Here is a 13,333-nt window from a genome sequence, read left to right as displayed (position 1 = left end):
ACTGCGAGCACTGCACGCACTGCAGGCCCTGCAAGCCCTACGCTCGCGGGCGGCCGGCGAGGCGGGGCAGGTGGAGGCCGAAGTGCAGCGCCCCCATGCGCACGGCGAACACGATGGACGCGGCCACGACGGCGGCGGCCGTCGGTCCGGTGCCGAGCCGGTCCAGGACCAGGTAGCCGACGGCGCCGAGCAGCGCCGCGGTGGCGTAGACCTCCTCGCGGAGCAGCAGCGGCGGGAACTCCCCGCACAGGACGTCGCGGACGACCTCTCCGGTCACCCCGGTCACGACGGCGAGGATGACCGCGGCGAACGGGGTGACGCCCGCGTCGAGCGCGGCCCGTGCGCCGATCACGGTGACGACGGCGAGGCCGACGGCGTCGACGGTCATCAGGGAGCGGCGCGGCAGTTCGCGGTGGTGCAGGAAGAGCATGGTCGCCACGGCCGTGACCGCGATGACGGTGAGCAGGATCCAGTCGTGGGTCCAGTACAGCGGGTGCCGGTCGAGGATGAGGTCGCGCAGGGTGCCGCCGGAGATGGCGGCGGCGAAGGCGAGGACGAGCCCGCCGAAGGGGTCGAGGCGGGCGCGGTGCGCGGCGAGGACGCCGCTGGCCGCGAAGGCGGCGATGCCGGCCAGGTAGAGCAGATGCAGCATCCCTCCAGCCAAGCATCCGCGGCGCCCCCGCCGCCTCGGCCGATCGGCCGGAGCCGCCTCGGCCGAAGGAACGAGTTCCCCGGCCGGGGCGCGGCGCTCACTCCGCGGTGCGGGCGACCACGTCCTCTATCCGGGGGGAGCGGTTGACGTGCAGGACGCCGATCTCGCTGTAGCGGCCGCTCTCGTTGCTCCAGTCGAGGTTGCCGCGCATGCAGGCGCGGTTGGCGTCGAGGAAGCGCCGGGTGTTCTCGCGCTGTTCGGGGGAGAGCCCGAAGACCTCGCAGAGCCGGTCGGCCTCGGCCTCCAGCTGCAGGAACCGGGTGGTGCGGCGGCGGATCATGCGCTGGACGTGGACGATCGCCTCCGCGCGGCCGCACCCGTGCTCCAGGCCGAGCAGCAGGACGGCGTTGTTGAGTTCGCCGTTGGCCAGGTCCTTCTCCAGGGAGTGGAGGTCGTTGGTGAGGGTGACGACCTCGGCGGTGATGGCCCGGGCCTCCAGGACGCACATGCTCTGGTGGATCTCGGGCGGCGCCTCGAAGTGCCCGCAGCGCTCGGAGACGTCCACGACGACCTCGCTGCCGATGCCGAGGCGGCGCAGCTTCATGTACGGGTCCATGCCGAGGACCGTGCCACTGCGGCGGTTGACGGCCTCGGAGACGTAGGTGAGGAAGTACTCCTCCCAGTGCCGTACGGCCCGGGCCCGCCAGGCGGCCGACATGCCCAGCTGGGCCTGGAGCCACAGCTCCGTCCAGACGCGGGCGAGCGGGAAGGAGGGGGTGATTCCGGCCGCGCCGGGCTCCTGGCGGGCCAGGGCCGCCATTTCGTGGCAGATCTCGTAGGTGGCGGCGGGGTCCTCGCCGAGCCCGCTGTCGAAGAGATCGTCGAAAAAGAAGAAGAAGCTCTGCACGGCGAGCCCGAAGGTCAGGTCGTTGACGCCGACTCCGGGGAGGAAGCCGGCGGCCAGCCGCTCGATGCGCCAGGTGCGGTACCGCTCGAGGTTGTGCGGGCTGCTGAGCAGACCGGTGGAGACCAGCCAGTGTTCGTTCCGTGCCCGCGCCACCTCCACGTAGGGATTCAGCCGCTTGGGAAAAGGAATGTCCAGGGCGATGTCCTGTGGCATCGAAGCCAGCCTCCTTCAGGGCCGTGCTGAACCGGTCCCGGTCCTTCCGCGGTCCGGGCCCGCCTGCACGGAGCATCCGCTCCGCCCCTCTGCGTTCCCGGGCGGGCCTGGCAGAGTGCTGCCCTCTTGGCACAACCATTAAAACGACAACCATACGTTCCCTGGGGTGCATTGGGGCCGGCGGGCGCACGGACCCCCCACTGCATAGGACAGGGGCCTTAGTCCACGCTCCACGCGCCCCGCCGCGCAGGTCAGGGCATTGCGGGGCGCAGTCGCCACGGACGCGCCCCGCGCCCTCAGGGACGGCCGGAAAGCATCGCCGTCCACGGTACCCCCGGTGTCATTTCAGGGCGCTGCGCTTCTGCCACTGCTCCCAGGTCTCCTGCCAGACCGACAGGCCGTTGCCCGGGTCGGTGACCTTGGTGCTGGTGGTGTTCTTGACCTCGACGGTGGAGCCGATCGGGAGGAAGTCGTAGACCTTCTTCGCGTCGGAGGTCGTCATGCCGAAGCAGCCGTGGCTGTTGTTCTCCACGCCGATGGACTGGTTCCAGGGCGCCGAGTGCAGGAAGGTGCCGGAGGCGGTCAGGTGGGTGACCCACTTGGAGTCGAGCATCCACTCGTTGCCGTGGCCGATGGTGGAGGAGTCCATGGTCTCGTCGGCGTTCTTGCTGCGGACGGTGTGGATGCCGCCGCGGGTGGGGTCCACCGGGGAGCCGGCGGAGCCCTTGATGGTGCCGACGGGCTTGCCGTTCTCGAGCATCGTGAGGGTGTGCGAGGGGACGTCGATCACGGCCTTGTGGTCGGCGCCTATGGAGAAGTCCCAGGCGTAGTTCTTCGCGAACCAGCCGCCCTCCCCCGAGTCGACGCCCGCCAGCAGGCCCTTGACGTTCACCTTGGTCCCGGAGGGCCAGTAGGTCTTGGGCCGCCAGTCGATGCGGTCGTGGCCGGACCAGTCCTTGACCCAGCCCCAGGCGCCCTCGACCTTGGGCGTCGAGGTGACGGTCAGGGACTTCTCGATCTCGGCGCGCTTGCTCTTGTCCACCGGGTGGTCGAAGAGGATGGAGACGGGCATGCCGGTGCCGACGGTCTGGCCGCCGCCCGGGGTGTTGGTGAGCTTGTTGACGCTGGGCGCGGCCTGCGTGGTGAAGGTGGCGGTCGAGGTGGCCTCCTTGCCCTTGCCGTCCTTGCCGCCCTTCGCCTTCGAGCGCACGGTGTAGGTGTTCTTCGGGCCGACCTTGCCGTCGGCGGTCCAGGTGGCGCCGTCGTCGGCCAGCCGCCCGGTGACCTTCTCGCCCTTGGCGTCCTTGACCTCGACCTCGGTCAGCTTCCCGCCCTCGGCCTTGACCGATATCTGCGAGCCGAGCTTGACGTCCTTGCCCTCGCCGGGGCTGACGGTGATCTTCGGCTCGGGCCCCGCATCACTACCGCCTCCGCCCGAGCCGCCCGAGCAGGCGGTGAGCACCAGAGAGCCCGCGAGAGCGGCGGATGCCAACAGGGCGGAGCGACGACCCGGTCCGACGTGCACGGTGAGACGACCTTTCTGGCTTTCTGGATGTGGCCTTCGCTTCTACAGATGATCCATACGCTTGTACGGTTGCAGGAAGAAAAGAAACATTTGTGCATCAGAAGGTCTGATCGACTGGTTCGCCCCACGGGTGACGCCGCCCGCTCCGCCGCCCGGGGCCCGCCTCCCCGAAGTTGACATGCCGGAACGCAGCAACTGCCGCTCTCCCGCAGGGAGCTGGCGGGGCGACGGTCCGGGGCGGGCGGACGGCGGAGCGGGCGGCCCGGACGGCTCAGGTCGCTCGGAGGGTCAGACCGACGGGTCGTCGCCGACGCTGAGCGCCTTGTTGTCGCCGTCGACGAAGACCACGCGCGGCTTGAGCTCGCGGGCCTCGGCGTCGTCGACCGAGGCGTAGGCGATGATGATCACGATGTCGCCGGGGGCGACGAGCCGGGCGGCGGCGCCGTTGATGCACACGACGCCCGAGCCCCGCTCGCCCTCGATCACGTACGTCTCGAGCCGCGAGCCGTTGTTCACGTCGACGATGTGCACCTGCTCGCCGGGCAGCAGGTCGGCCTGCTCCATCAGCACGGGGTCGAGCGTCAGGGAACCTATGTAGTTCAGGTCGGCCCCGGTGACCGTCGCGCGGTGGATCTTGGATTTGAGCATGGTTCGCATCATGGAGAACTCCTGGAATGTCTGCTCCCTGCCTGCTTCGTGCAGGTCAAGGGCGGTCATCGCACCCTACAACGATTCACGGGGGCACCGGCGGGCCCGGCGCCCGGGCGGACGGCAGGCCCCCGCCCGCGGGGGTCGTGCGCCGGGCGCAGGAGCCCGACGGCCGGAAGGCGGTGCTCCACTGCCCCGGCTTGACGCGCTCCGCTCCCTATCGAACGAGTGAAACCGGCGGGTAGTTCACTATCGGCGGCGAGGCCGGAAAGGCCTCTGGTTCCGGCTCTGCCCGGCCCGTCTCCCGTGCAGGAGTGATCCATGGAGCACACCGCCGCCCGGTCCGTCGCATCTCCCGATCCCTCCGTCCCCCTGGCCGTCGTGGGTGCGGCCTGCCGCCTGCCCGGCGGCATCACGGACCTCGGCGGCCTGTGGACCGCCCTCGCCGAGGAGAGAGACCTGATCAGCCCGGCCCCGCCGGCGGACCGGATCGACGCGGCCCGCTTCTCCGACCCGGACCTGGAACGGCCGGGCAAGGCGTACACGATGGCGGGCGGCTACCTCGGGGACGTCTCCGGCTTCGACCCGGAGTACTTCGGGATCTCGCCCCGCGAGGCCCGGCACATGGACCCCCAGCAGCGGATGCTGCTGGAGATGACGGCCGAGGCGTTCGACGACGCCGGCATCGACCCGGCCGGCCTGGCCGGGTCGGACACGGCGGTGTTCGTCGGCATCAGCGACATGTCGTACGGCGGCCTGCAGATGGCCCGGGTCGAGGAGATCACCGCGTACGCGATGAGCGGCTCGGCGCTGTCGATCGCCGCGAACCGGCTGAGTTACGTCTTCGACCTGCGGGGCCCCAGCATCGCGGTGGACACCGCCTGTTCCTCCTCGCTCATCGCCGTGCACCAGGCGTGCGAGACGCTGCGCTCGGGCCGCAGCCGGGTCGCCCTCGCGGGCGGCGCGAACCTGCTCCTCAGCCCGTACCACTTCGTCGGCTTCTCCCGCACGCTGATGCTCTCGCCCCGCGGGCGCTGCGCGACGTTCTCCGCGGGGGCCGACGGCTATGTGCGGGCCGAGGGCGGCGGGATCGTGGTCCTCAAGCGGCTGCCCGACGCGCTCGCGGACGGCGACCGGGTGCACGCGGTGATCGTGGGCAGCGGGGCCAACTGCGACGGCGGCACCTCGGGGATGACGGTGCCGAGCACGGAGATGCAGCAGCGGCTGCTGCGGGAGGTGTACGAGCGGGCCGGGACCGGCCCCGACCAGGTGCTGTACTTCGAGGCGCACGGCACGGGCACCCCGGTGGGCGACCCCCTGGAGTGCCGTGCGGTCGGCGCCGCGCTGGGCGTCCCGCGGACGAACGGGCCGCTGCCGATCGGCTCGGTGAAGACCAACATGGGGCACGCGGAGCCCGCTTCGGGGATGGCCGGCCTCTTCAAGGGGCTACTGGTGCTCCGGCACGGCCGGATCCCGGCCTCGCTGCACGGCGACCCCGTCAACCCGGAGATCGACTTCGCGGGGCTGAACCTCTGCCCGGTCGGCGGCATGCGCCCGGTGGCGGCCTGCGACGGCGGCGTGGTGGGCGTGAACAGCTTCGGCTTCGGCGGTGCCAACGCGCACGTGGTGCTGGGCTCCGCGCCGCAGCGGCAGCGCGCGGCGGCTCCCGCCCGGCAGGGCCCGCTGCCGCTGGTGGTGTCGGGACGCACCCGCCGGGCCCTGGCCGAGGCCGCCCGCGCGGTCGCCGCCCACGTGCGGGACGTGCCGGAGGAGGACTTCTACGACCTGTGCTGGACCGCCTCCCGGCGGCGCACCCGGCACCCGCACCGCGCGGTCGTCCTGGCCGACGGCCCGCAGGACGCGGCCGGGCAGCTGGAGGCCCTGGCCGGGGACGAGACGGCACAGGCCGCCGCCTCCGTGCACGCCGAACGGCCGCCCTCGGGGGGCGTGGTCTTCGTCTTCTGCGGCAACGGCACGCAGTGGCCGGGCATGGGCGCCGAGCTGATGGCGCAGGAGCCCGCGTTCCGCACGGCGGTCGAGGAGGCGGACCGGCACCTGGAACCCCTGCTGGGCTGGTCGGTGGCGGAACTCCTGGCGGAGGGTCCCCAGGAGGAGACGGCGGGAGCGGGGGCGGCCGGGGCGGGCGCGGAGAGCGGGCCGAGCACCGCAGAAGGCACGAAGAGCGGGCCGGACGCGGCGGCGGACACGGAGAACGGGCCCGACCCGGCAGCAGGCACGGAGAGCCCGTCCGGCGCCGCGGCGGACGCGGAGAGCCCATCCCGCGCCGCAGCGGACACGGAGAGCCCGCCCCGCGCGGCGGCAGACACGGAGGGCAGGCCAGGCACGGCAGCCGACGCGGAGGCCCCGTCCCGCACCGCGACGGACACGGAGAACGGACCGGGCACGGCAGCAAGCACGGAGAGCCCGTCCAACGCGGCAGCCGACGCGGAGAGCCCGCCCGGCGCCGCGGCGGACGCGGAAAGTGCATCCCGCGCAGCCCGCGCCCGGCGGATGGCGGATACCGCCTTCGCCCAGCCCGCGCTGTTCGCCTTCCAGCTCGGGCTCGTGGCCCTGCTGGCCGAGTACGGGACGGTTCCGGCCGCCGTGCTGGGGCACAGCGTCGGCGAGGTGGCGGCGGCGTGCGTCGGCGGGGCGCTGGATCTGGCGGGCGCGGCACGGGTGGTCGCCGAACGCAGCCGGGCGCAGGCCGCGACCGCCGGGACGGGCCGCATGGCCGCGATCGGGCTGGGCGAGGAGGAGGCCCGGGAGGCGATCGCCGCGTACGAGGGGCTGCTGGAGATCGCGGCGGTCAACAGCGCCCGGGACGTGACCGTCTCCGGGCGGCCCGCGGCGCTGCGCTCGCTGGGCCGGGAACTGGCCGCACGGGAGGTGCCGTTCCGCGAGCTCGGCGTCGACCACGGCTTCCACAGCGCGGCGATGGACCCGATCGAGGAGCCGCTGCGCGCGGGGCTGGCCGGTCTCGTCGCGCACCGCCCGCGGCTGCCGATGTACTCCACGGTGACGGGCGGGCCCGTCACGGACGGGCAACTGGACGCCGCGTACTGGTGGCACAACGCCCGCCGGCCGGTGCGGTTCGCGGAGGCGGTGGCGCAGGCGGCGGAGGCCGGCGTCGCGGCCGTGGTGGAGATCGCCCCGCAGCCGGGGCTGGCCGGCGCGCTGAACCGTATCGCCTCCGAGACCCCGGGCGGCCCGTTCCCCGTCGTCTCCCCGGTGACCCGCGAGAGGTGCGACGGGGCGGCCGTGCGCCGGGCCGCCGCACGGCTGCTGGCCGCCGGGGACGCCGGCGCGGCGGAGCGCTGGTTCCCCGGGCCCGGCTCGGTCGCGGACCTGCCGCCCTACCCGTGGCAGCGCGAGCCGTACTGGCACGGCACACCGGAGCACTGGGTGCGCACCAGCGGCGACGGGATCCTGGTGCACCCGCTGCTCGGCGAGCGCGCACCGGTGCTGGAGCCCACGTGGCACACGCCCGTCGAGCGCACCCGCACCCCGTGGCTGGCCGACCACCGCGTCGCCGGGTCCGTGGTGATGCCCGCCACCGGGTTCGTGGAACTGGCGCTGGCCGCCGGGCGGGAGGCCTTCGGCGGCCCGGCCGAGATCGACGACCTGCAGATCGTCCGCGCCCTGCCCCTGGCCTGGGACGCGGCGATGGACGTCCGCCTGACGACGTCCCTGAGCGACGAGGACGGCATCGTCCGCGTCGCCAGCCGCACCGGCGACTCGGGCGGCTGGCGGCTGCACGCCCGCGGCCGGGTCCGGCGCCTCGCCGCCGCCCGGCCGGAGCCGGTGGACGCGGCGGAGGTGCGGCAGCGGACGACCGGCTGCGTCCCCGGCGAGGAGCACTACGCCGCACTGGCCGCGGCCGGTCTGGCGTACGGCCCGGCGTTCCAGGTGCTGCGCGAGCTGCACACCGGCGGCGGCGAGGTCCTCGCGGCCTACCACTGCGATCCGCCGGACGACGGTTACGGCGGCTACGTGGTCCATCCCGCGCTGCTCGACGGCGCCCTGCAGGCGGGGGCGCCGCTGCTGGCGGACGCGGAGACCGGCTACCTGCCGTCGGGGGTGGACGGCGTCCGCATGTGGGCGCGCCCGCCCGCGAACGGGCTCGTGCACGTACGGCAGCGCTCGCGCACCGCACGCGAGGCCGTGTGGGACATCACGGTCACCGGCGAGGACGGGGCGGTGGCGCTGGAGCTGACGGGCTGCCGCCTGCAACGGCTGGTCCTGCCGGCCGGGGACCGGGGCGAGGAGTACGTCTCGGTGCTGCGCGCCGCACCGCTGCCCGGTCAGCCGGTGCCGGCGTGGGTGCCGCCGTCGCCGGGCGAGGTGGCCGCGGCGGCGGCGGAGGGGCTGGAGCGGCTGCGGAGCGGGTCGTGGACCGAGCGGTACGGGGAGGCGCACACCTTTCTGCAGCGGCTCACGGGGGTCAGTGCGGCCAGGACCTTCACCCAACTGCTGCCGGGGCGGGACGACTTCACGTTCGGCGACCTCCGCGCGGCGGGAGTGCTGCCGCGGCACGAGAAGCTGGTGCGGCTGCTGGCACGCACGGCGGAAGAGGAGGGGCTGCTGGCGCCCGCCGGGGAGGGCTGGCAGTTGCTGGGAACCGGGACGGTGCCGGGCCAGCGCGAGGTGTCCGGGCTCGCCGACTACCTCCCCTCGCACGCCCTCAACCTGCGCTTCGCCCTGAAGCTGCCGGAGTTGCTGTGCGGGCGGCGGGACCCGCTGGAGCTGCTGTTCCAGGACAGCGGTCCGGAGCTGGTCCAGCAGTACTACGACATCAACCCCCCGGTGACGGCCCACAACCGCATGGTCGCAGAGCTGCTGGGCACGCTGATCCGTGCCTGGCCCGCCGACCGGCCGCTGCGCATCCTGGAGGTGGGTGCCGGTACGGGCGGACTGGCCGTGCACCTCCTGCCGCTGCTGGACGACCGCGCTCAGTACGTCTTCAGTGACGTCTCCGCCGCGTTCTTCCCCCCGGCGCAGGCCCGCCTCGGCCGCTACGACTCCCTCGTCACCTACCGCGCCTTCGACCTGAACGCCGAACCCGCGGAACAGGGATTCGCCGAGGACTCCTTCGACGTCGTCGTCGCCGGAGTCGCGCTGCACACGGCGCTGGACCTGCACGAGAGCCTGCAACGGCTGGCCCGGCTGCTCGCCCCCGGGGGACACCTGCTCGCCCTGGAGATCCACGAACCCCCGGTTCTGGCACTGATGTTCGGCACACTGGAGGACTTCTGGGCGGCCCGCGACACCGCGCTCCGCCCGGAATCCATCCTGCTGCCCCGCGAGCAGTGGCCGGACGTGCTGTCCAGGAGCGGCTTCGCGGACGTGGTGCAGGTGAGTGCCGCGAGCGCACCCGCGAGCGAGCACTTCTCCGTACTCCTCGCCCGTACCCCGGCGGCGGACGGCGCCCCGCCGGCCGGCCCCACCGGGCCGCCCGCCCGGGACTCCTGGCTCCTCGTCACCGAGGACGCCGCCGAGACCGCCCTGGCGACGCAGGTGGCCGCGGAGCTGACCGCAGCGGGCTGTACGGCGGCACGCGTGGTGCCGCTGCCGGAGTGCACGGAGGGGTGGCAGGACCTCCTCGGGCAGGCACCCTCGGCAGCGATCGCCCTGCTGCTGAGCGCCGCCCCGGACCGGGCCGCCGAGGGCGACCCCGCCGCCTGCACGGAGCTGGCCGTGCGCCGGGCCGCCGCGCTGCGCTCCCTGGCCCTGGCCGACCAGGCGCTCCAGGGCGTGCCCCGGCGTCACTTCGTCCTGGTCACCCACCCCAGCGGCGCCCTGCCCGCGCCGGAACGGCCGGCCTTCCCCGGTCAGGCCGCCGCGTGGGGCGTGACCCGTACGCTGGCCAACGAATCGACCGTCACCGTGCGGCGCGTCTCCCTGGACCGCGGGCCCGGCCCGGCCGGGGACGCGGCACGGCTGGCCCGCGAGCTCCTCGCCGCGGTGCCCGAGGGCGAGCAGGAGGAGGACGAGGTCGCGCTGACCCGGGGCGGCCGGTTCGTCCACCGCTTCGAGCGGGCCGCTCCGCCCGCGGAACCGGCCGCCCCGGACAGCGGGGTCCGCTACCGGCTGGACCTCCGGGACCAGGGCATGGCCTACGGGCTGCGGTGGACCGAGACGGCCGTCGGCGACCCGGGCCCCGCGGACGTGGTCGTCGCGGTACGCGCCGCGGCGCTCAACTACCGCGACGTGATGGTCGCGACGGGGCTGCTGCCACCGGCAGCCGAGGACGGCTTCTCCTCGGAGGCCTACCTGGGTCTGGAAGGGGCCGGGGTGGTCACCGCCGTGGGAGAGGACGTCGCGGACCTGTCCGTGGGCGACCGGGTCTTCGGCCTGTTCCCCGGTGCCTTCGCCTCCCACGTGCGGATCCCGGCCGCCGCGCTGCGCCCGGTCCCCGACGGCATGACCTTCGGGGAAGCAGCCACCCTGCCGGCGGTGTTCGTCACCGTCCAGCACAGCCTCAAGCACCTCGCCCGCCTCCGGCCGGGCGAGACGCTCCTGGTCCACGGCGCCGCCGGAGGCGTCGGCATGGCGGCGGCCCAGTACGCCGAGCTCGTGGGCGCCCGGTTCATCGCGACGGCGGGCAGCCCGCTCAAGCGGGACCTGGCGCTCGCCCTCGGAGCCGATCTGGCGCTGGACTCGCGCACGCACGCCTTCGCCGACCGGGTCCGCGCGCACACGGACGGGCGGGGCGTCGACGTCGTGCTCAACTCGCTCAGCGGCGAGGCGGCGGCCCGTACCCGCGAACTGCTGGCCCCCTGCGGCCGGTTCGTCGAGCTCGGCAAGCGGGACGTCCTCGGCAACGAGCGCATGCTGCAGAAGGCGCTGGCGGAGAACGCCACGCACTGTGTCGTGGACGCCGCCAACCTGGTCTGGCAGGCCCCCGGCCACGTCGCGGCCGTCTTCGACGAGGTCCTCGCGCACCTCCGCGCCGGCGACTACGTGCCGCTGCCCCACCTGGCCTATCCCGCCCACCGCATCGAGGAGGCGTTTCGGCTCCTGCAGCACTCCAAGCACCTGGGCAAGATCGTGATCACGTTCGACGAGCCGGTACCCGTCCACCGCACCCCACGCCCCCTGCAGCCCGCCGCCGACGGGACCTGCCTTGTCACCGGCGGCCTGGGCGGCTTCGGCGCGGAGACCGCACGGTGGCTCGCCGCGCACGGCGCCCGCCGGCTGGACCTCTTCAGCCGGCGCGGCGAGGAGGCGCCCGAGGCCGCAGAGCTGCTGGCCGGGCTGCGCGCACAGGGCGTCGACGCGCGGGCGCACGCCGTCGACATCGGTGACGCGCCGGCCGTGCGCCGGCTGCTGGCGGGCCTCGAAGCGGACGGCCGTCCCGTCCGGACGGTCGTGCACGCGGCGATGCACCTCGACGACGACGCGCTGACGGAGCTCACCGACGAACGGCTCCGCTCCGTCCTCGCCCCGAAATGGACCGGGGCCCTCCTGCTGGACGAGCTGTGCCCGCAGGCGGACTTCGTCGTCTACTCCTCGATCAGCGCCGCCGTCGGGATCGCGCACCAGAGCGCCTACGCGGCGGCCAACCTCGCGATGGAAGCGCTCGTGCGGGCGCGGCGGGCCGCGGGTCGGCCCGGCCTGGCCGTGGCCTGGGGCGCCATCGACCGCGTCGGCTACGTCGCCCGCAACAACCTCACCCCCGTCCTGAGCGCCCTCGGCGCCCTCCCCGTCGATCCGGGCGACGCCCTGACCGCACTGGAGGCCATGCTCGTCAGGAAGACGGAGAGGGCCGCGTTCGCCCGCCTGGACTGGGGCCGGGTCATGGCGCTCCTCCCGTCCATGCACAGCCCCCGCTTCGCCGCCGTCCTGCCCACCACCGTCGAGGGCACCACCTGGCGCCTGGAAGAACTCCTGGAACAGCTCGCCGGCGCCTCCTCCGCCGAGGGCTTCACCCTCGTCGAGGACCTCATCACGTCGATGGTCGCCGACACCCTGCACATGCCCCCGGAGGAGGTCGACCGGCACCGGCCGCTGCAGCAGTACGGCATGGACTCGCTCATGGGGATGGAGATGCTCGCCAAGTTCCGCAAGCACCTCAACCAGGAGGTGCCGGTCATGGAGCTGCTGCACTCCGACGGCTCCGTCCACGGCATCACCGAGACCGTCCTGCCCCACCTCCTCAAGCAGGCCCGGGCGGGCACGCCGGCGGGCGGGCTCCCGGCCCTGCCCGCCCTCCCCGGCACGCTCCCCGTCCTGACCGGCGGCCGGAAGGCGGGTGACGCGTGACCGTCCTGATCACCGGCGCCACGGGCTTCCTCGGCTCCCGGCTGCTCCGGGCGCTGCTGGCCGGCGGCCGGCCCGTGGCGGCCCTCGGCCGCGACGCCGCGGGCCTGCCCCTGGCCGCCCGGCTGGAGAACGCGCTGCGCGACTGCGGCGCCGACGACGCCGAACTGGCCCGGGCGCACGAGCTGCTGACCGCCGTGCCCGTGGACCTGACCCGGCCCGGGCTGGGGCTGGAGCCCGCGGACCACGACCGGCTCGCCGGGGAGGCCGAGGCCGTCTGGCACTGCGCCGCGGCCCTGTCCCTGGTGGGCACCGTGGACACGCTCACGCCCGTCAACGTCACCGGCACCCGCCACCTCACCGAACTCGCCGACCGCGCCCCGGCCGGCGCCCCGTTCCTGTACGTCAGCACCGCCTACGTCGCCGGTGACGACGCCCCGGCCGGGACGGACTCCCCGCTGGGCGAGGCCGTCACGGGCTACGAACGGACCAAGCAGCAGGCCGAGGCCGTGGTGCAGGAGTGGGCCGGCCGGCGGCGGCGCACGGCCCTCGTCCTGCGCCCGAGCCTCCTGGCCACCGACCGGCCCGTCCCCGAAGGCGCCGCCCAGCAGCCCCTGTCCATTCTCGGCGCGGGCCTGCGCGACCTCGTCGGGCAGGCCCCGCCGCTGCTGCGGGGCCTCCTGCTGCGCAGACGCGCCGGCGTGCCGCGCGTGCGCCTGCGGCTGGTGGGCGACTCCGCCTCCCGCCTGAACATCGTCCCCGTCGAGTACGCCGTCGACGCCATGCTCCGTCTCGCGCGCCTGCCGCACCCGCCCGGTGTCACGGCCTACCCGGTGGTCCACCCCGTGGACACGCCCGCGCCGGTGCTGGTCGCGGCCGTCGGCGAGCTGCTGCCCGGCGTCGAGCTGGTGCTCCGGCCCTCGGTCGAGCGCCCCAACCTCGTGGAGCAGCAGGTCAACCCGATGCTGGAGAACTTCTTCGGGCGCAACTGGCGCAGCCGGGCCGACGACGGGACCCCGCTGCACGACGTCCTGCCCGGCCTGCCGCCGCCTTCCCCCGTCGACGGCGCCTACGTCCGGGCCGCGCTGAACGTCCGCATCCCCCTGCACAGCTGACAGGAAGGCCC

Annotated in this window: 6 protein-coding genes; 2 read left to right on the top strand and 4 right to left on the bottom strand. The window is 74.3% G+C overall.

Going from position 1 to position 13,333, the window contains the following annotated elements; translation table 11 throughout:
• Nucleotides 1-37: 37 nt before the first annotated feature.
• The 4 genes from ACFPP6_RS05620 to panD all read right to left on the bottom strand — a co-directional run bounded on the left by ACFPP6_RS05620 (nucleotide 38) and on the right by panD (nucleotide 3,957).
• Entirely contained in the window at nucleotides 38-652 is a 615-nt protein-coding gene (locus ACFPP6_RS05620) for a trimeric intracellular cation channel family protein (protein WP_382037812.1), read from the bottom strand.
• A gap of 97 nt (nucleotides 653-749) precedes the next feature.
• The gene (locus tag ACFPP6_RS05615; RefSeq protein WP_382037810.1) at nucleotides 750-1,772 is read right to left on the bottom strand and encodes a terpene synthase family protein; all 1,023 of its coding nucleotides are present in this window, start codon (nucleotides 1,770-1,772) and stop codon (nucleotides 750-752) included.
• Nucleotides 1,773-2,112: 340 nt separating this feature from the next.
• Entirely contained in the window at nucleotides 2,113-3,264 is a 1,152-nt protein-coding gene (locus ACFPP6_RS05610; protein WP_382037808.1) for a L,D-transpeptidase family protein, read from the bottom strand.
• Nucleotides 3,265-3,585: 321 nt separating this feature from the next.
• Nucleotides 3,586-3,957, bottom strand: coding sequence for an aspartate 1-decarboxylase (gene panD / locus ACFPP6_RS05605; protein WP_382038504.1), 372 nt, complete (start codon nucleotides 3,955-3,957; stop codon nucleotides 3,586-3,588).
• Between the two features lie 309 nt (nucleotides 3,958-4,266).
• On the opposite strand from panD, the gene ACFPP6_RS05600 reads away from it, so the two are divergent.
• Nucleotides 4,267-12,210 (top strand): SDR family NAD(P)-dependent oxidoreductase, encoded by a 7,944-nt coding sequence (locus ACFPP6_RS05600; RefSeq protein WP_382037806.1) that lies wholly within the window; start codon nucleotides 4,267-4,269, stop codon nucleotides 12,208-12,210.
• Nucleotides 12,207-13,322, top strand: a complete 1,116-nt coding sequence (locus ACFPP6_RS05595; RefSeq protein ID WP_382037804.1) for an SDR family oxidoreductase — start codon at nucleotides 12,207-12,209, stop codon at nucleotides 13,320-13,322. The genes ACFPP6_RS05600 and ACFPP6_RS05595 overlap by 4 nt, the downstream gene beginning before the upstream one ends.
• The last annotated feature ends 11 nt before the right edge of the window (nucleotides 13,323-13,333 follow it).

It is taken from the genome of Streptomyces aureoversilis (genome assembly GCF_042657885.1).
Lineage (GTDB): Bacteria > Actinomycetota > Actinomycetes > Streptomycetales > Streptomycetaceae > Streptomyces > Streptomyces aureoversilis.
The sequence above is the reverse complement of the archived record's forward strand: the minus strand, read 5'-3'. Positions and strand labels throughout refer to the sequence as shown.

Coding starts and splice junctions, on each gene's coding strand:
- ACFPP6_RS05620 (WP_382037812.1), bottom strand. CDS start 652: ATGCTGCATCTGCTCTACCTGGCCGGCATCGCCGCCTTCGCGGCCAGC.
- ACFPP6_RS05615 (WP_382037810.1), bottom strand. CDS start 1,772: ATGCCACAGGACATCGCCCTGGACATTCCTTTTCCCAAGCGGCTGAAT.
- ACFPP6_RS05600 (WP_382037806.1), top strand. CDS start 4,267: ATGGAGCACACCGCCGCCCGGTCCGTCGCATCTCCCGATCCCTCCGTC.
- panD (WP_382038504.1), bottom strand. CDS start 3,957: ATGATGCGAACCATGCTCAAATCCAAGATCCACCGCGCGACGGTCACC.